Below are 17,595 nucleotides of genomic sequence, written 5' to 3' on the forward strand. Positions count from 1 at the left end.
TCTCACCAGTGGTGAGGGCACACTTGCCGCAGAACTAAAGGCCGATGGGATGTCCCATCGGCCTTTGGTGATCTCTGGTCGTTATGGAGAGGATGCAGTGTTGAGCGGGTTGACTACCTCGCCCGGGGCAATGCCTTGTTCGATTCGCGCCTGGTGGCGTTCCTCCCAGAAGTCTGCGTTCCGGATTCCCAGGGGCGGGGGGTTGAAGTCCGGGTCCTTGCCCGCAGCCTTTTGTTCTCGGTAGTCCTTCAGTGCCTTGAGGGCGGGTACCTGGAGGATGAGGATGGCTACCATGTTCAGCCAGGCGACGGAGCCGGCGCCGATGTCGCCGAGAGCCCAGGCCTCCGCGCCCGTCGCGCCCGCGCCCACGTAGACCGCGATGAGGATCATAATGCGCAACGCCCACGTGAGGACGCGGCGTGCCGTCGCGTTGTGGATGAAGCGTCCCAGGTACGTCACGTTGGTTTCGGACATGTAGTAGTACGACAAGATCGTCGTGAAGGCGAAGAACGCCAGCGCTACGGCCACGAAGCTGGGGCCAATGCCCGCCGTCACGGAGTCCAGGCCTGCCTGGACGTAGCCCGGGCCGGCCTCGATGCCGTCGGGAAGCGAACCTGCGTAGCGCACCGCACCCTCTTCGGATTCGCCCTCGAAGACCTTGTACATGTCGGTGGAGATGATGATGAAGGCCGTTGCGGAGCACACAAACAGGGTGTCGATGTAGACCGCGAAGGCTTGGACGAATCCCTGTTTGGCCGGGTGGGAGACCTCTGCCGCCGCGGCGTGCTGCGGTCCAAAACCCTGGCCCGCCTCGTTGGAGAAGATGCCGCGCTTGACGCCCCACATGATGGCGGAGCCGATCATGCCTCCGAAGCCTGACTCGAGATTGAAGGCTGAGCGAAAGATCAGCCCGAAGACGTGGGGGATGTCCTGGTAGTTGATGGCCAGAATGACCAAAGCGGTGATGATGTAAACCGTGGCCATGGCCGGCACCACCAACGAGGCGAACGTGGCGATGCGCTTGACGCCGCCGATGATGATGACCGCAAGCACCGCTGCGATGCCAATGCCCACGATGGCAGTATTGGTTCCCCAAGCATTGTTCATAGCGGAAGCGATGCCGTTGGCTTGCACACCGGCCATGAAGTAGCTAGTCGACGGGATGATGGTGAGCGCAAACACGATGGCAAAAATCGTCATGAGCGGCGCGAACTTTGTGTGCTTGTATGCCTTCTCGATGTAGTAGGCAGGGCCGCCGCGGTACTCGCCGGAATCCCGGTCTTGTTCCTTGTAAATCTGTGCCAGGGTGCACTCTACGAATGACGTGGCCGAACCGAAGAAGGCCATCACCCACATCCAGAACACGGCGCCCGGCCCGCCGAAGGCGATGGCCGTAGCCACGCCCGCGATGTTGCCCGTGCCCACACGGCCGGCCAGGGACATCATGAGGGACTGGAAGGAGGAGACACCGCTCTCGGACTTCTCGCCGGCGACGAGTAGCTTGGTCATGTCGCCCAAATGGCGAATCTGCAAGAACTTGGTGGCGAAGGTGAAGTACAGTCCTCCGACCAAGCACAGGAGCACCAACGCTGGTGACCACACCAGACCGTTGATGGTATTGATCGCTGCTTCCATAGCGGGGTCTCTTTCGACTGGAAAATATGTATAAATGCAAAAACCTTGCGGTCAAAACCGCAAGATGAATTCATTTTATAGAAACAGCTGCATAAAGTAAAACCCGGCCGCATAAAGCTGCGGCCGGGTGAGGGAAGGGAAGAGGACGTGGCTTAGGCCTTGTCTGCTCGGTTCGTCGCGTTTGCGTTATCCGCTACGTCGAGGGGGTCCACGTGTGCGCCGGGCTCCTCGCCGAGCGCCAGCCGTGCGGCCTTGCGCTCGGCCCAGAAGTTGGCGTTCTTAATGCCAACTTCTGCCGGATCGAAGTCTGGCTCGCGGCCCTCCTTGCGCTGGCGCTCGTAGTCCTTGAGAGTCTTCAGCGCCGGCACCTGGAGAATGAGGATGGCAATGATGTTCAGCCATGCCGTGGTGCCCACGCCGATATCGCCCAACGTCCAGGCGTTGCCCGGGCTGGTGGTGGCGCCGACGAAGACGGACACCACGATGAGAACGCGCAAGACCCACAGGAACGCTCGGCGGTAGTTCTTATTTTTGATTTTTCGTGCTAGGAAGACGAAGTTTGTTTCTGCCAAGTAGTAGTAGGCCAGTACCGTGGTAAAGGCGAAGAAGGCGATAGCAAGTGCGACGAAGGATGGGCCTAGGCCAGAAACAAAGGAGTCAAGGGCAGACTGAACGAAGCCGGGGCCGACTGCCACGCCGTCGGGAAGCGAACCGGCATAGCGCACCGCCCCGTCCTCGGATTCGCCCTCGAAGACCTTGTACATGTCCGTGGAGATGATGATGAAAGCGGTAGCCGAACATACGAACAGGGTGTCCACGTAGACGGCGAAGGCCTGGACGAAGCCCTGCTTGGCCGGGTGGGAGACCTCGGCAGCTGCGGCGTGTTGTGGGCCGGTACCCTGGCCAGCCTCGTTCGAGTAGATGCCGCGCTTGACGCCCCACATGATGGCGACGCCGAGCATGCCGGATAAACCTGCCTCCATGTTGAAGGCAGAGCGGAAGATGAGGGCGAAAACGTCATCGATCTCGGACAAGTTGGTGAGCAGGATGACGATGGCGATAACAATGTAAATAACCGCCATGACGGGGACGACAAGGGATGCGAACGTAGCGATGCGCTTGACGCCGCCGATAATGATGACTGCGAGGGCTGCGGCCAGGATAATTGCGGTGACCAGGGTGGACGTGCCCCAGGCGTTTTCTACCGCGGCGGCGACGCCGTTAGCCTGGATGCCGGGCAGGAAGTAGGAGGTAGCCACGAACATGTCGATGGCGAAAATGACCGCATAGAACTTCATGAAGCCGCGGGCCTTGGTGTGGGCGTAGGCCTTCTCGATGTAGTAGGCGGGGCCGCCGCGGTATTCGCCGGTATCCGGGTCCTGCTCCTTGTAGATCTGGGCGAGGGTGCACTCAATGAACGAGGTGGCCGAGCCGAGCAAGGCCACGGTCCACATCCAGAACACCGAGCCTGGGCCGCCGAACGCGATGGCTGTGGCAACACCGGCGATGTTGCCCACGCCGACGCGGCCGGCCAGCGACATCATGAGGGACTGGAAGGAAGAAACGCCGTTGGCAGACTTCTCACCGCGAAAGAGCTGGCGCCCCATGTCGGGGATGCAGCGCACCTGGAGGAAGCGGGTGGCGAGAGTGAAATAGATTCCGGCCGCCAGGCAGAGGAAAACTAGCGCTGGCGACCACACAAGATTGTTAATTGTGGTGATGATTCCGTCCATGGAAATCCCTCGTTTTCAGGAGTGTGTTGAAGGTTACAGGGCCTTGGTTGTAATTTATACCCCACAAAGTGCTGGATTATTGCATAAATCACAAAATTAGCGCGAAAAATTACTTTCCAGGTCGACATGGGGACGCGACGTGGCTGGCCTGTGGCATAAAACATATTTGTTATCACCAGGTGTGGTTGGTTATAACAAGGGGAGAGGTTTATCGTTAATCCTAGGTTTAACTACACGAAAGGTGCGTGCATCCATGGCTACAAAAACAGCCAAAACCTCGCAGCACATCCTCAAGGAAATCGGCGGCGCCGATAACGTCACGTCGTTGACGCACTGCGCTACCCGGCTGCGCTTTCAACTGGCAGATCAGGGCAAGGTCGACGTCGACGCCCTCGAGAAAGACCCCGCAGTGCTGGGCGTCGTCAAGCAGGGCGCTACCGGCCTGCAGGTCATCATGGGCGGCGGCGTGGCTGAGTATTACCACGATCTGACTCTTGAACCCGGTATGTCAGCAGTCGCCGGCGATGGCGACGAGAACAAGGCCCCAGGCAAGAAGGAGTACAGCGGCGTCCGCTCCAAGTACAGCTGGGTGGACTACTGTTTCGAATTCCTGTCGGACACCTTCCGGCCCGTCCTGTGGGCGCTGCTCGGTGCGTCGCTCATCATCACCATCCTGGTGCTCCTCGATACCGCCGGCGTTCAGGAGTTCCGCGCCCCGATGGAGGAACAGCCGCCAACCTTCCAGTTCATGCACGCCATGTGGCGTTCTGTGTTCTACTTCCTTCCGGTCTTCGTCGGTGCCACCGCAGCAAAGAAGCTGGGCGCCAACGAATGGGTAGGTGCTGCCATCCCGGCCGCGCTTTTCACACCAGAATTCATGGGAATGAAGGAGACCGCACGCGAAGTTGCTACTGCTGTCGAAGGCGAAACTGCTTTCGTTACGGATGTATTCGGCCTGCCGATGGTCATCCAAGACTACGGTGGACAGGTCTTCCCCCCTATCTTCGCAGCCATTCTGCTGTTCTTCCTGGAGAAGGGCCTAAAGAAGATTATCCCGGGCGCCGTGCAGATGGTGTTCGTGCCGTTCATCTCCTTGCTGATCATGATCCCGCTAACCGCCTTCGTGGTGGGTCCGTTTGGTATCGGTATTGGCAACGCCATCGCAAACTTCCTCTATGCAGTCAATGATTTCTCGCCATTTGTGCTGGCGATCGTCATTCCGCTGCTCTACCCGTTCTTGGTGCCAATGGGTTTGCACTGGCCGCTCAACGCGATCATGATTGTGAACCTCAATACCTTGGGCTACGACTTCATCCAGGGCCCCATGGGTGCGTGGAACTTCGCCTGCTTCGGCGTGGTCACCGGCGTCATGATTATCTCCATGAAGGAAGGTAACCGCGCTATGCGTCAGGTCTCCGCGGGCGGCATGTTCGCCGGGCTGTTGGGCGGTATCTCCGAGCCGTCCCTGTACGGCGTGCTCCTGCGCTTCCGTAAGACCTACTTCCGTCTGCTCCCAGGCTGTCTCGCCGGCGGTATCGTCATGGGTATCTTCAACGTCAAGGCTTACGCCTTCGTCTTCACCTCTTTGCTGACCATCCCCGCGATGGAGCCGGCGTCCGGCTACTCGCTGGGCATTGCGGTTGCCTTCTTCACCTCGCTGATCCTCACCGTGGTGCTGGACTACCGCTCCAAGGAAGAGCGCGACGAGGTGCGCGCCCAGATCGCCGCCGAGCGCGCTGCTGCCAACGAGGCCGAGGAGGAGCGTATCGACGCCGCGGCCGCCACCGCCGCTGGTTCCGTCGGCGCGGCTGGCGCTGCTACCAAGGCCGCTCTAGTGTCAGGTGCCGTCACCGATATTCCCTCGCCGATGGACGGCAAGGCCATTGACCTCAGCAAGGTGGCCGATGATGCCTTCGCCTCCGGTGCGCTGGGTAAGGGCATCGCCATCGAACCGACTGGCGACACCGTGTACGCCCCGGCCGACGCCAAGGTGCTCACCATCCAGAAGACCGGCCACGCGGTGGGGCTGCGCCTGGACAACGGGGTTGACCTGCTCATTCATGTCGGTATCGACACCGTCAAGATGGAGGGCAAGGGCTTTGAAACCCACGTGGAGAAGAAACAGATGGTGAAGAAGGGCGACAAGCTCATTACCTTCGACACCGACGCCATTGCCAAGGCCGGTTACCCTGCCACCACCATGGTTCTCGTGTCTAACACGAAGAAGTTCGCCGATGTTGTGGGTTCTCCCAACGACAAGGTGTTGGCTGGCGAGCCGGTCATCACCGTCACTGCCAAGGAAGAGGCGATCACCGCCGTAGGATCCACCGCGGCAACGTCGTAGTCGGCTACTAGGCCTGGTCGACATCCTCGCCGCCCGCCGGAGGCACTGCTGCCTCTGCTGCGGGCGGCGTTCCCGTGTGGGCCGCATAGTTGCTCAGCAGGAGCGCGCTGGAGGCGATGAGCGCCGCTGCGTGGCGACGTCGTGAGTGAGTCATGGCGGACATTCTTTCTGCGGGGTATAAGCAGATTAAATATACCCCGGGGGCGCACAAAAAGATATGCTTGGAAGGCATGAAAAAGATTGGGCTTAGCGGCGGTATCGGGAGCGGCAAATCCACAGTGGCGAAGCTACTCGAGGAGCGGGGCTTCGTTGTCATCGACGCGGACAAGGTTGCGCGTGACATCGTCGAGCCCGGCCAGCCCGCGCTAGCGGAGATCGCCGCGGAGTTCGGCGAGGACGTACTCGCCGCCGATGGCAGCCTCAACCGCCAAGCCCTGGCCGAGCGCGCCTTCGCCTCGCCGGATCGCACCGCCGCCCTCAATGCGATTACTCACCCGCGCGTCGCCGAGGACACCGCACGTCGATTCGCCGCGGCCGAGGCCTCGGGTGCTGAGTTCGCGGTCTACGACGTGCCGTTGCTCGTCGACAATGGCATCCACCGCGATATGGACGCCACTATCATCGTTGACGTGGACCCGGAGGTTCGCGTGCAGCGCCTCGTGGAATTCCGGGGGCTGAGTGAGGACGATGCGCGACGACGCATTGCGTCGCAAATCTCAGACGAGGAACGCCTCGCCGTGGCCGATTACGTCATCGACAACAACGGCGACGTTGCCGCCCTGGGGCCGCAAGTGGATGAGATCGTCGCCAAGCTTTGCCAGTAGCACCCTAGTTTTGGCAGAGGCGGCTGCACATGCATTGGAAACAGCGCTCGCCGGACCCAGGACAGCGCCCAGCGAAACTTCGGTATGGTGGGGATGCATGAGTGACGACCAACACAATGCACAGGACTCCTCCGCACCCGACACCACGGAGCGCGGTGCCTCTGAACTGCTGACTGAGGTCGGGCCCTTCGAGAACTCCGAGGCCGTAGGCATGCTGCAGGACATCGCCTCCGGGGAGATCACCGTCGACGACTTAGCCGGGGAGTTGCTGACCGCCACCGGGGATGCGTACCTCGATGCTGATTCTGGTGCCATGGTCGTCGCCTTGGCCCACCTGGCCAAGTGCGTGAGCGACGGTCGTTCCACCGATGAACTTAAACTCCCGGTGGAGGTCAACCCGCGCCGTTTCGAGTCGCTGGCTGCGCCCAGCACAGTCGAGCAGCTGCGGCAGGCACTTGAAGCGGTGCTCGCAGATTCTACAGTCTCGGGGCTATATGCCGAATGGGAGGAAAAGGGCAAGGACTACCTCCACGCCTGGAAGGCGGCGTCGCACGTGCAGCTACGCGCGTAGATGCGATAAAGCGCTAGGCTAGAAACATGGCTTTTGCTGCTGAACGTCCCGTCCTGTCTGTTTCCGAACACCGCCCAGTGGGCGAAGTGGAGCGTAGGTCGGGAAAATTCGAGGTAGTTTCCGAGTACCAACCTGCGGGTGACCAACCGGCTGCGATTAAGGAATTGGATGAGCGCCTGGACAGGGGAGAAGGCGATGTGGTCCTCCTCGGCGCGACGGGTACAGGAAAGTCTGCGACTGCCGCGTGGCTTATTGAGAAGCAACAGCGTCCGACCTTGGTGATGGCTCCCAACAAGACGCTTGCGGCGCAGTTGGCTAACGAACTGCGGGAGTTGCTGCCCAACAACGCGGTGGAATACTTCGTCTCCTACTACGACTACTACCAGCCGGAAGCGTATATCGCGCAGACCGATACCTACATTGAAAAGGACTCCTCCATCAACGAGGACGTGGAGCGCCTGCGCCACTCGGCGACCTCGGCGCTGCTCTCGCGCCGCGATGTCGTCGTGGTGTCCTCCGTCTCGTGCATTTACGGCCTGGGTACTCCGCAGTCCTACCTAGACCGATCCGTCGTGCTGAGTGTGGACGACGAAGTGGAACGCGATCGCTTCCTGCGCCTGTTGGTGGATATCCAGTACGAGCGCAACGACGTGGGGTTTACTCGTGGCACCTTCCGCGTCAAGGGCGACACGGTGGACATCATCCCGGCTTACGAGGAACGCGCCATCCGCATCGAGTTCTTCGGCGACGACGTGGACGAGCTGTACTATATCCACCCGCTCACCGGCGACGTGCTGGAGCGAGTGGATTCTGTCCGTATTTTCCCGGCCACTCACTACGTGGCAGGGCCAGAGCGCATGGAAAAGGCGATCGCGGACATCAAGGAAGAACTCGCCGAGCGCCTAGCTGACTTGGAGAACCGGGGCAAGCTGTTGGAGGCTCAGCGTTTGCGCATGCGTACGGAATATGACCTCGAAATGATCGAGCAGGTGGGTTTCTGCTCCGGCATCGAGAACTATTCGCGGCACATCGACGGCCGCCCGGCAGGCTCAGCGCCAGCGACGCTGCTGGACTATTTTCCGGAAGACTTCCTCACCATCATCGACGAGTCGCACGTCACCGTGCCGCAAATTGGTGGCATGTTTGAGGGCGATATGTCGCGCAAGCGCAACCTCGTAGAGTTCGGCTTCCGCCTGCCTTCGGCCGTGGATAACCGGCCCTTGACCTTCGAGGAATTTGAGGAGCGCGTGGGTCAGACGGTGTACCTGTCAGCAACCCCGGGCAATTACGAAATGGCGGCGGCTCAAGGTGAGTTCGTCGAGCAGGTCATTCGCCCGACGGGCCTGGTGGACCCTAAGGTCACGGTGAAGCCGACGCAGGGGCAGATCGACGATCTCATTGATGAGATCCGCACCCGTACCGCCAAGGACGAGCGCGTCCTGGTGACCACGCTGACCAAGAAGATGGCCGAGGACCTCACCGACTATCTCCTCGAACATGGCATCCGCGTGCGTTACCTGCACTCGGACATTGATACCCTCCAGCGCATCGAGCTCCTGCGGCAGCTGCGCCTGGGCGAGTACGACGTCCTGGTCGGCATCAACCTCCTGCGCGAGGGTCTCGACCTTCCCGAGGTCTCCCTGGTGGCCATTCTCGACGCGGACAAGGAAGGCTTCCTGCGATCGACGACGTCGCTGATCCAGACCATCGGCCGCGCCGCCCGCAACGTCTCCGGCGAGGTCATCATGTACGCGGACAAGGTCACCGAGTCCATGCAGAATGCCATCGAGGAGACCGAACGTCGCCGGGAGAAGCAGATCGCCTACAACACCGAGCACGGGATCGACCCGCAGCCGCTACGCAAGAAGATTGCTGACATCCTGGACCAGGTCTACGAGAACGCCGATGCCCTCGACGCGGAAGGTGTCGGCAGTAGCGGTGACGGTGTCGGCGGTGACCCTGCCGCGATCGTCGGCAAGCACGACGTCAGTTCCATGGCAGCCGACGAGGTGCACAAGCTCATCGACGACCTCACCGCGCAGATGTCCGCGGCCGCCAAGGAACTCAAGTTTGAGCTCGCGGGCCGACTTCGCGACGAAATCGCCGACCTGCGCAAGGAGCTACGGGGTATAAAAGAAGCAGGTATCTAGAATGGTGACAACCATTCACTCGATCTCAACAACTTGATCAAAGGAGAAATCTTGATTCGCTTTAAGACGATTGCTGTGGGAACCGACGGCTCCGCCACCGCCCTGCGTGCCGTGTCCACCGCCGCCTCGATGGCCAACGCCTACGGCGCGAAGCTCGTCATCGTGACGGCGTTCTACAACGTCCCGTCCTCCATGTGGGGTTCTCCTACGACGGGTGAAGACCAGGTACCTGTCATTAGCGAAGACATGGCGGACACGTTCCTGACTCAGGCCACCGAGGCTGCCAAGGCCGAGGGCTGCGATAACATTACCGTCCTGGCCCGCTCCGGCGACCCAGTCAACGTCATGACCTCCGTGGTCAACGAAGAGGGCGCGGACGTGCTGGTGGTGGGCAACAAGGGCGTGCACTCCATCCGCGGCCGCGTGTTCGGCAACGTAGCCACCGAGCTCATGCGCAAGTCCCCGGTGGACGTGATGGTGGTGAATACGGAGAGTGACCGTTAGGACTATAGTTGGTGGGGAAGAATAGCTATCCACCTTTGAAAGGTCACTCATGAGCGCAAACTACCAAACGATTGTTGTCGGTACCGACGGTTCCAAGTCGTCCCTGCTCGCCGTGGAACGCGCGGCACGCATCGCCGCCGCGTTTGACGCAAAGCTGATCATCGGCTGCGCCTACTACGAGTCTAAGGAGCAGGCCTCCAAGACCCTGCGCCAGGATTCCGTGACCATCCTGGGCGATGACAAGGCCCGCGAGAACCTGGAGTCCGGCAAGGCTCATGCCGAGTCCTTCGGTGCGAAGAACGTCGGGATGGAGGTGCGCCCGGGCACCCCGGTTGAGGCACTGATGTCCATCGTTAACGACAGCAACGCTGAGTTGCTGGTCGTGGGTAACCGCGGCATCAACTCGCTGACTGGCCGCCTGCTGGGCTCCGTGCCTGCCGACGTCGCGCGTCAGTCCGACTGCGATGTGATGATCGTTCACACCGTCAGCTAGGCTTCCCGGCCAACTCGGCTGCACTCAGCCTCGCCCGCCCCGTGACCTTGGGGCGGGCGTTTTGCGTTGTCTCGAACGTTAGCGGCGCTGCTACTGCGCCGTGGCGAAGTCTTCGAGTGCGGCCAGGAATTCCTCGCGGGTATTCCCGGCGCCGACGATGGTGAGGGTTTGCGTCGCGCGGGTCATGGCGACGTAGAGGTTCTGCCAGCCTTGCGGGGCACCGGCGACGATTCCTAGTGGGTCTACGATGGTGACGTGGTCGAACTCGAGGCCCTTGATGTCGTAGACGTTCTCGCAAGTGATTATGGCGTGGAGACGGCCGTCGTCGTCCGTGTACGTTGCGATATCCGCAACGTCAGGGGACTTCTCCAGGGCGGGGGACTCGGCCAGGAAGGCTACCTCGGCACCGTCACGGATGGCTGTGCTGGGAGGAGCTTCTGGATCAATGAACTCCAGCACGTCGTTGGCCAGTTCGGTAATGGGGCGCGGCGTGCGGTAATTGACCGTCAAGGCATGCTGCTTGAAACGCTTTCCGACGAAGGGGGAGAGGCTCTCTGCCCACGAGTCAACGCCGGCTGGGGAACCGGTCTGCGCCGTATCACCCACTAGGGTCATCCAGCGCGACGGGCTGCGCCGGAATACCATGCGCCACTCCATCGGGGTGAGTTCCTGGGCCTCGTCGATAATGACGTGACCATAGGCCCATGTGTGGTCCGCAGCTGCCCGTTGCGCGGTAGTGCGGCGGTCGCGGACTTCCTGGCGTCGGGCCAACGTTTCAGCGTCGATGACGTCGTGGGCGGAGAGGATCTCGGCGTCGAAGAGGTCATCGTCGTTATCCGTGGAGTCAGAGCCGGACAGAATATCGAGCGCGTCCTGGGCCTCCCGCACACTTTCCTGCCACTCGGCTTCCTCCTGTTCGCGCTGGCTGTCGGGATCGGGGATCCCGATGAGAACGGCGAGCTCATCCAGCAGAGCGGCGTCGCTCGGCGCCCACTCCCACTCGGCAGCGTCCATATCCACCGTACGCAGCATGGCGCGCTGGGTGTCCTCGTCGTATCTAGCGGCGGCCACGGCGATAAAGTCCACGCTCGTGGTTAGCTCACGAAGGACCTGTTCCGGCGACACCACGGGCCACAATTCGTCGACCAGCGCGAGGACGCCAGGGTCTTCCGCGAGGTCGTCATGTAGCTGGTCGATGTCCGCGCGGCTGAGCAGGTTTTCCCCACCCAGCGGATCGGCGCCGATGGTGCCCGCGAGCTGATGCGCCAACTGTTCTAGGAGGTGCTCTTCAAATACCTCGCGTGCTTCGTTATGGGGGCGCCGTGACCGCCTTGCCCGGGTTCGGGACGCTTTCACCATCGCAGGCGTACATGTCACCTGAAGTTGCTCGACGGTCAGCACACGGTTGTCGTCCGGAATGACTTGATAGGCCCGCACGGCTTCTTTGAGGATGTCCACCATGGCCTCAGAACCTTTGATCTCGCGCTCCAACTGTGTTTCTGCGGCTGTCCCGGCAACTCCGGGGTACAGCGAGCCAATGGTGGAAAGGACCACACCGGTCTCACCTAGAGCGGGCAGCACGCGGGAAATATAGTCCAGAAAGGTGGAGTTGGGACCAATAATGAGTACGCCGGTTGCGCCAAGCCGTTGGCGGTGGGTGTAAAGCAAATATGCCACGCGGTGCAGCGCCACCGCCGTTTTACCTGTGCCCGGGCCGCCCTCAACCACCATGACCCCGCGCGTCTCATCGCGGATGATGGCATCTTGTTCGCGCTGGATGGTTTCCACGATGGAAGACATGTGCCCGGTACGTGCCTCGTTCAGCGAGCGCAAGAGCGCGGCCTCGCCCGCTACGCCGTGATCGAGGTCGCCGGTGTGCTCGGCGTCCAGCCCGAGATACTCGTCATGGACAGCGTCGACCGTGCGGTTGTTCGTGCGGATATTACGCCGCAGGCGAACTCCTTCCGGGTGCGCCGTGGTGGCGAGGTAGTACGGGCGGGCCGCCGGGGCCCGCCAATCCAGCAGGAGCGTGCGGTAGTCGTCGTTCCGGTCGTCCATCCCCATGCGGCCGATATAGCGGCGGTCTAATCCTTCGGCGGTGGGGTTGTCACCAGGCGCGTCAATGTCGATGCGCCCAAACACCAGGCCGAGCTGTGCCACGTTGAGCCTGTCGAGCTTTCCCTGCAGCGCGTGATACTCCGTCTCACGGCGCACCAGCGCGTCGGCATCCGGGGTGTGCGGATCCACGTCCGCAGCCACTTCGTTGAGCCGCTCGTTGGCTCGGGCCACCTCGGCGTCGAGCTTGGCAAACAAAGCGTCGACGTAGTGTTGCTCCGCCGCCACGGCATCTGGGTTCGACGCGGCAGTCGAGTTGGTCGACTGGGGCTCGGGTGGAGTGTTCTTCAACTGGGCGCTTGCTTTCTTTGTATCGCGGGCTACATTTCACGGGCGGCGCCGGGCTGCGTGTGGCCTTAGGGCGCCGAGCACGCTGCACGTGGGTGAGTAGTGCAAAAATTTTCGGGTGCTTAATTCTACGCGCCTGGGCCACAACATGGCGAACGCCCGCCGGGGAACCGTAGTGGGCTCCCGGGCGGGCGTGCGGTGACCGGAGGAGTCGGGCAGTCGGCCGACCCCTAGGACATAACTTATGCCTCGATGCGCTTGCGGGACTTCTTCATGGCTTCAGCGATGGCCTTGTCTGCACGCTTCTGCAGCTTGGACGCGTTCTTGTTAGCGTTCTTCAGCGCACGAGCGGACTTCTTCTTGTCCACCTGAGCCAGCGCCTGATCAGCCTTTGCCTGCGCCTTGGTGGCGTTCTTGACCGCCTTGGTACGCGCCAGCTGGGCATTGTCCTGCGCGGCCTTCAGCCAGTCTTCCTTGTTGTCGGCGTAGTAGGACTTGGCATCGTCCACGTAGGACTTCGCGGTAGCCAGCAGGCCCTGAGCGGTCTCTGCCCAACCGTCCTTGTTGTCATCGACGTAGGCCTGGGCCTTCGCGGAGGCATCCTGAGCGCGTGCCGACGCCTCGTTGAAGGACTTCTGTGCGCGCTCGGACGCGGTGGCGAACTTGTCCTGTGCCAACGAAGAGAACTCGTTGGTGCGGTCGGAGATGTTGGCAACCAGCTGGTTCTGCTCGTTCTTGGACGGCAGCTTCTTCTGCAGCTGCTTGTTTGCCTGCTGTGCACGCCAGGAAATGCCCGGCTTGCCCTCGGTGTCCTGGGTGGTGATAAACAGCGCGCCCAACAGAGCGGTATCGACCAAGAACTTGGAGCGCTGGTTTTCCTTCTCCTCCGGGGTGGTGGCGTTCCAGAAGCTATTGCGGGCGAACATCGCCGGAAGCGTGGTGGCAGCCAGCACCGCGGCAGAGGTGCGCGGAGCCTTGCCCAACGCTAACAGGGAACCCGCGCCGGCCTTGGTGCCGCCTACCGCGCGGGTAAACAGCTCCGCGTCCTTCGGCAGGTAGCCAGCGGCGTCAGCTGGCAATACCTTGCGCAGGCCGGCAAGCACCTGCTCGGACTCGGCCTTGTGCTTGTCAGCGTTGCGCAGCATGTCTGCACCCTCTACCACGAAAATGGAGGCGAGCATCGGACGAGCAATCTTGCGAAGCATGTTTCTCCTTAAAACAACTTTCGACTATTTGTTGGTTGTGCTTTCCCAGTTTACCGGCGTTTGTGGCTGAGGCTACGGATTTGCGCAATTACCAGCGACGTTCCCACCATTCATTCAGTTTCGGCCATTCGTCGTTCAAGGTTGTGGGCTTGCCATGCCCCGGCCACACGATGGACTCACGGGGATAGGCCTCAAAGAGGCGCTCCTTGACGTCATTGAACAGGCGCACGAAGTCCGTCTCAGATGCTGTTTTGCCCACTCCGCCGGGGAAGAGTGAGTCACCGACAAAGAGGTTGACGGTGCCGTCGATATAGGCCGCCAAAGCTACCCCACCTGGGGTATGGCCGCGCAAGACCGCGACGTCGAAGGAGTGGCCCGCAAACTCAATGGTGTCGCCCTGGTGTAACTCGACGTCAACTGGCGCTGGCATGGCGGGGGAGTCCAGGTAGGCGGCGTAGTGAGTTGCGCCCGTCTTATCCAGTACCTCTTGTAGTGCGCGCACGTGGTCCCAATGGCGGTGTGTGGTCACCACCGCGGTGATAGTCACGCCGGCGTCCTCGGCGAGCTCGAGGATCGCGGCGGCGTCATCCGCGGCGTCGATAAGCAAGCCCTCATTACCTGCGCACAGCAGGTAACAGTTGTTATCCATCTCCGAGACTGAAATAGAATGGAGCTTTAGTTGGTTATTGCTGTTGGTGTCCATACCAGCCCAGGATACGGGGTGCGCGGGCTGAGGTGGGGTGATGTCCCACCCAGGGTTTAAAGTGGGCAGCAGCGATTTAGATTTAGTATGGAAGCTTCAGCGCCGACGCGATCGTCGGCACGCTCAAGGAAACGTGAGGAAGGTGGCAGCCGTGGCTGATTCACTCGTCGTGCGAGGGGCACGCGAACACAACTTGAAGGGCGTGGATATCGAGCTCCCGCGCGACAAGATGGTGGTGTTTACCGGCCTGTCTGGCTCCGGCAAGTCCTCCCTGGCGTTCGACACGATCTTTGCCGAGGGCCAACGCCGATACGTCGAGTCGCTGTCTTCATATGCGCGCATGTTCCTGGGGCAGATGGACAAGCCAGACGTGGAATTTATTGATGGACTGTCCCCGGCGGTGTCGATTGACCAGAAATCCACCAACCACAACCCGCGCTCGACGGTGGGCACCATTACGGAAATCTATGACTATCTCCGTCTGCTGTTCTCCCGCGCGGGTACTCCGCATTGCCCGACCTGCGACGCGGTCATTGAGCGCCAGACCCCGCAACAGATTGTCGATACGGTCCTGGCGGAGGACGCTGGACTGAAGTTTCAGGTCCTGGCTCCCGTGGTGCGGAAGCGCAAGGGCGAGTTTGTGGACCTGTTTGCGGACTTGTCGGCGCAGGGCTACGCCCGCGTACTGGTGGATGGCGAAATGTATCAGCTCAGCGAACCGCCGGCGTTGAAGAAGCAAATCAAGCACAACATCGACGTCGTGGTGGACCGCCTGCAGGTCAAGGAGAGCCAGAAGCAGCGCCTCACCGATTCCGTGGAAACTGCGCTGCGCCTAGCGGATGGCCTAGTGACCATAGATTTTGTGAAGAATCCGGAGCTCACGCACACCTATTCCGAGAAGGCGGCCTGCCCCAACGGCCACACGCTCGCTATCTCCGAATACGAACCGCGCGCGTTTTCCTTTAACGCCCCGTTCGGTGCCTGCCCGGCCTGCGACGGCATCGGAACCCGGATGGAGGTAGACATTGATCTCATCATTCCGGACAAGGACGCCCCCGTCGTGTCCGCCGTGCAGCCGTGGCACTCCTCGCCGAATTCAAAGTACTTTGTCAAGCTCATCGAAGGCCTGGCCAAGGAGATGGGGTTCGACCCCAACGCTCCTTTCAGCGAGCTCAATGAGGAGCAGCAGGAAGCAGTGATTTTCGGCTCCGAGGTGGAGGTGGCGGTCCGCTACAAGAACCGCTTTGGCCGCCAGCGCAATTGGTCCGCACCCTTCGAAGGTGCGGTGGGCTTTATCGAGCGCAAGCTAGACACCACGGATTCGGATTCCCAGAAAGACCGCCTGCTGCAGTACACCCGCCGCGTGCCCTGCAACGTCTGTGAAGGGACGCGCCTGAAGCCGGAGATTCTCGCCGTGCGCCTGGATTCCGAGGCGCTGGGGGAGAAGTCCATTGCGGGTCTCTCGGCGCTGTCCATCGAGGATGCGTTCCGCTTCCTTGACTCGATGGTGCTTGGCCACCGTGAGGAAATCATCGCCGGCGCCGTGCTCAAGGAGATTCAGGCACGCCTGCGATTCCTTTTGGACGTCGGGCTGAACTACCTCACCTTGGACCGTGGCGCGTCCACGCTCTCCGGCGGCGAAGCGCAGCGCATCCGGCTGGCCACCCAGATCGGTTCGGGTCTGGCCGGCGTGCTGTACGTCTTGGACGAGCCGTCGATTGGACTGCACCAGCGGGACAACCGACGCCTTATAGACACGCTGAAGCGCTTGCGCGACATCGGCAATACGCTCATCGTTGTAGAACACGATGAGGACACGATTCGGGAAGCCGACTGGCTCATTGACATCGGGCCTCGTGCCGGCGAGTACGGCGGCGAAGTGGTGTACCAGGGCCCACCTGCTGGCATCGAAAAAGTTGAGGAATCGCTGACCGGTGCTTACCTGTCCGGACGCAAGGTTTTGGGCGTGCCGGACAAGCGCCGCGAGATTGACCCGGAGCGCGTGCTCAAAATTGTTGGGGCCCGGGAAAACAACCTCAAAGACGTTGACGTCACTATCCCGCTCGGAGTACTGGCGTGCGTGACCGGCGTCTCCGGCTCCGGCAAGTCCACGGTGGTGAACCAGATTCTCGCCAAGACCCTCGCCAATAAGCTCAACCGCGCTCGCATGGTGCCCGGCCGCGCCGTCCGCGTAGAAGGAACCGAGCACCTAGACAAGCTGGTGCAGGTCGACCAGTCGCCGATTGGACGCACGCCGCGTTCCAACCCGGCGACGTATACGGGTGTCTTTGACAAAATCCGTAACCTTTTCGCCGAGACCCAAGAAGCCAAGGTCCGTGGTTACAAGGCGGGACGTTTCTCCTTCAACGTCAAGGGAGGCCGCTGCGAGGCGTGCCATGGCGACGGCACCTTGAAGATCGAGATGAACTTCCTGCCGGACGTGTACGTCCCGTGCGAGGTCTGCCACGGCGCCCGCTATAACCGAGAGACTCTCGAGGTGACCTACAAGGGAAAGAACATCGCAGAAGTTCTTGACATGCCGATCGTGGAAGCTGCGGAGTTCTTCGAGCCGATCACCTCTATCCACCGCTACCTCAATACGCTCGTGGAGGTGGGACTCGGCTACGTGCGACTCGGTCAGGCCGCGACCACCCTGTCGGGCGGTGAGGCGCAGCGCGTGAAGCTGGCCGCGGAGCTGCAGAAGCGCTCCAACGGCCGCACTGTGTACATCCTGGATGAGCCCACCACCGGCCTGCATTTTGAGGACGTGCGCAAGCTCATGCTGGTTATCCAGTCCCTGGTAGACAAAGGAAACTCCGTCATCATCATTGAGCACAACCTGGACGTCATCAAGGCCGCGGACTGGATCGTGGACATGGGGCCCGAGGGTGGCGCCGGCGGCGGCACCGTCGTGGCAGAAGGCACCCCGGAAGACGTCGCACAGGTGAAGGGGTCCTACACGGGCCAGTTCCTCAAGGAAATGCTCACCTAACTATTCGCTGACTGGCCGCGAGCTATCAGGAGACACTC

Annotated in this window: 13 protein-coding genes; 7 read left to right on the forward strand and 6 right to left on the reverse strand. The window is 61.3% G+C overall.

Annotated elements, in window-relative coordinates; genetic code table 11:
- Window positions 1–81 precede the first annotated feature (81 nt).
- Together H0194_RS10740 and H0194_RS10745 are read right to left on the reverse strand one after the other, a co-directional pair.
- The gene (locus tag H0194_RS10740) at window positions 82–1,635 is read right to left on the reverse strand and encodes an alanine/glycine:cation symporter family protein (protein WP_185175854.1); all 1,554 of its coding nucleotides are present in this window, start codon (window positions 1,633–1,635) and stop codon (window positions 82–84) included.
- A 152-nt stretch (window positions 1,636–1,787) separates the two neighbouring features.
- Entirely contained in the window at window positions 1,788–3,368 is a 1,581-nt protein-coding gene (locus H0194_RS10745; protein ID WP_185175855.1) for an alanine/glycine:cation symporter family protein, read from the reverse strand.
- Window positions 3,369–3,621: 253 nt separating this feature from the next.
- Between H0194_RS10745 and H0194_RS10750 the strand changes: the two genes are divergently transcribed.
- The gene (locus H0194_RS10750) at window positions 3,622–5,712 is read left to right on the forward strand and encodes a glucose PTS transporter subunit IIA (RefSeq protein WP_185175856.1); all 2,091 of its coding nucleotides are present in this window, start codon (window positions 3,622–3,624) and stop codon (window positions 5,710–5,712) included.
- Window positions 5,713–5,719: 7 nt separating this feature from the next.
- On the opposite strand, the gene H0194_RS10755 is transcribed toward H0194_RS10750, so the two are convergent.
- Window positions 5,720–5,866 (reverse strand): hypothetical protein, encoded by a 147-nt coding sequence (locus tag H0194_RS10755; RefSeq protein ID WP_185175857.1) that lies wholly within the window; start codon window positions 5,864–5,866, stop codon window positions 5,720–5,722.
- Between the two features lie 76 nt (window positions 5,867–5,942).
- On the opposite strand from H0194_RS10755, the gene coaE reads away from it, so the two are divergent.
- The 5 genes from coaE to H0194_RS10780 all read left to right on the forward strand — a co-directional run bounded on the left by coaE (window position 5,943) and on the right by H0194_RS10780 (window position 10,254).
- Complete coding sequence (coaE, locus tag H0194_RS10760; protein ID WP_185175858.1) at window positions 5,943–6,536, forward strand: dephospho-CoA kinase; 594 nt, start codon at window positions 5,943–5,945, stop codon at window positions 6,534–6,536.
- 97 nt (window positions 6,537–6,633) lie between these two features.
- Complete coding sequence (locus tag H0194_RS10765) at window positions 6,634–7,107, forward strand: DUF4259 domain-containing protein (RefSeq protein WP_185175859.1); 474 nt, start codon at window positions 6,634–6,636, stop codon at window positions 7,105–7,107.
- Window positions 7,108–7,133: 26 nt separating this feature from the next.
- On the forward strand, window positions 7,134–9,257 hold the full coding sequence (gene uvrB, locus H0194_RS10770; RefSeq protein WP_185175860.1) for an excinuclease ABC subunit UvrB: 2,124 nt from the start codon (window positions 7,134–7,136) through the stop codon (window positions 9,255–9,257).
- A gap of 51 nt (window positions 9,258–9,308) precedes the next feature.
- Window positions 9,309–9,761: a universal stress protein gene (locus H0194_RS10775; protein WP_185175861.1), complete on the forward strand. Its 453-nt coding sequence runs from the start codon at window positions 9,309–9,311 to the stop codon at window positions 9,759–9,761.
- Between the two features lie 49 nt (window positions 9,762–9,810).
- On the forward strand, window positions 9,811–10,254 hold the full coding sequence (locus H0194_RS10780; protein ID WP_185175862.1) for a universal stress protein: 444 nt from the start codon (window positions 9,811–9,813) through the stop codon (window positions 10,252–10,254).
- A 90-nt stretch (window positions 10,255–10,344) separates the two neighbouring features.
- Here the strand turns inward: H0194_RS10780 and H0194_RS10785 are convergent, their stop codons facing one another.
- The 3 genes from H0194_RS10785 to H0194_RS10795 form a co-directional block, all read right to left on the reverse strand.
- Window positions 10,345–12,660, reverse strand: a complete 2,316-nt coding sequence (locus H0194_RS10785; RefSeq protein WP_185175863.1) for a HelD family protein — start codon at window positions 12,658–12,660, stop codon at window positions 10,345–10,347.
- Window positions 12,661–12,899: 239 nt separating this feature from the next.
- The gene (locus tag H0194_RS10790; RefSeq protein ID WP_185175864.1) at window positions 12,900–13,862 is read right to left on the reverse strand and encodes a DoxX family protein; all 963 of its coding nucleotides are present in this window, start codon (window positions 13,860–13,862) and stop codon (window positions 12,900–12,902) included.
- Window positions 13,863–13,950: 88 nt separating this feature from the next.
- Window positions 13,951–14,565, reverse strand: a complete 615-nt coding sequence (locus H0194_RS10795) for an MBL fold metallo-hydrolase (RefSeq protein ID WP_185175865.1) — start codon at window positions 14,563–14,565, stop codon at window positions 13,951–13,953.
- 151 nt (window positions 14,566–14,716) lie between these two features.
- Here H0194_RS10795 and uvrA point away from each other — a divergent pair, with 151 nt between their 5' ends.
- Complete coding sequence (gene uvrA, locus H0194_RS10800; protein ID WP_185175866.1) at window positions 14,717–17,557, forward strand: excinuclease ABC subunit UvrA; 2,841 nt, start codon at window positions 14,717–14,719, stop codon at window positions 17,555–17,557.
- The last annotated feature ends 38 nt before the right edge of the window (window positions 17,558–17,595 follow it).

The organism is Corynebacterium incognita (assembly GCF_014217255.1).
GTDB classification, from domain to species: Bacteria; Actinomycetota; Actinomycetes; order Mycobacteriales; family Mycobacteriaceae; genus Corynebacterium; species Corynebacterium incognitum.

Excerpts from the sequence above, each read along its gene's own strand:
- coaE (WP_185175858.1), top strand. The coding sequence starts at position 5,943 with ATGAAAAAGATTGGGCTTAGCGGCGGTATCGGGAGCGGCAAATCCACA.
- H0194_RS10765 (WP_185175859.1), top strand. The coding sequence starts at position 6,634 with ATGAGTGACGACCAACACAATGCACAGGACTCCTCCGCACCCGACACC.
- H0194_RS10755 (WP_185175857.1), bottom strand. The coding sequence starts at position 5,866 with ATGACTCACTCACGACGTCGCCACGCAGCGGCGCTCATCGCCTCCAGC.
- H0194_RS10795 (WP_185175865.1), bottom strand. The coding sequence starts at position 14,565 with ATGGACACCAACAGCAATAACCAACTAAAGCTCCATTCTATTTCAGTC.
- H0194_RS10740 (WP_185175854.1), bottom strand. The coding sequence starts at position 1,635 with ATGGAAGCAGCGATCAATACCATCAACGGTCTGGTGTGGTCACCAGCG.
- uvrB (WP_185175860.1), top strand. The coding sequence starts at position 7,134 with ATGGCTTTTGCTGCTGAACGTCCCGTCCTGTCTGTTTCCGAACACCGC.
- H0194_RS10790 (WP_185175864.1), bottom strand. The coding sequence starts at position 13,862 with ATGCTTCGCAAGATTGCTCGTCCGATGCTCGCCTCCATTTTCGTGGTA.
- H0194_RS10750 (WP_185175856.1), top strand. The coding sequence starts at position 3,622 with ATGGCTACAAAAACAGCCAAAACCTCGCAGCACATCCTCAAGGAAATC.
- H0194_RS10780 (WP_185175862.1), top strand. The coding sequence starts at position 9,811 with ATGAGCGCAAACTACCAAACGATTGTTGTCGGTACCGACGGTTCCAAG.
- H0194_RS10745 (WP_185175855.1), bottom strand. The coding sequence starts at position 3,368 with ATGGACGGAATCATCACCACAATTAACAATCTTGTGTGGTCGCCAGCG.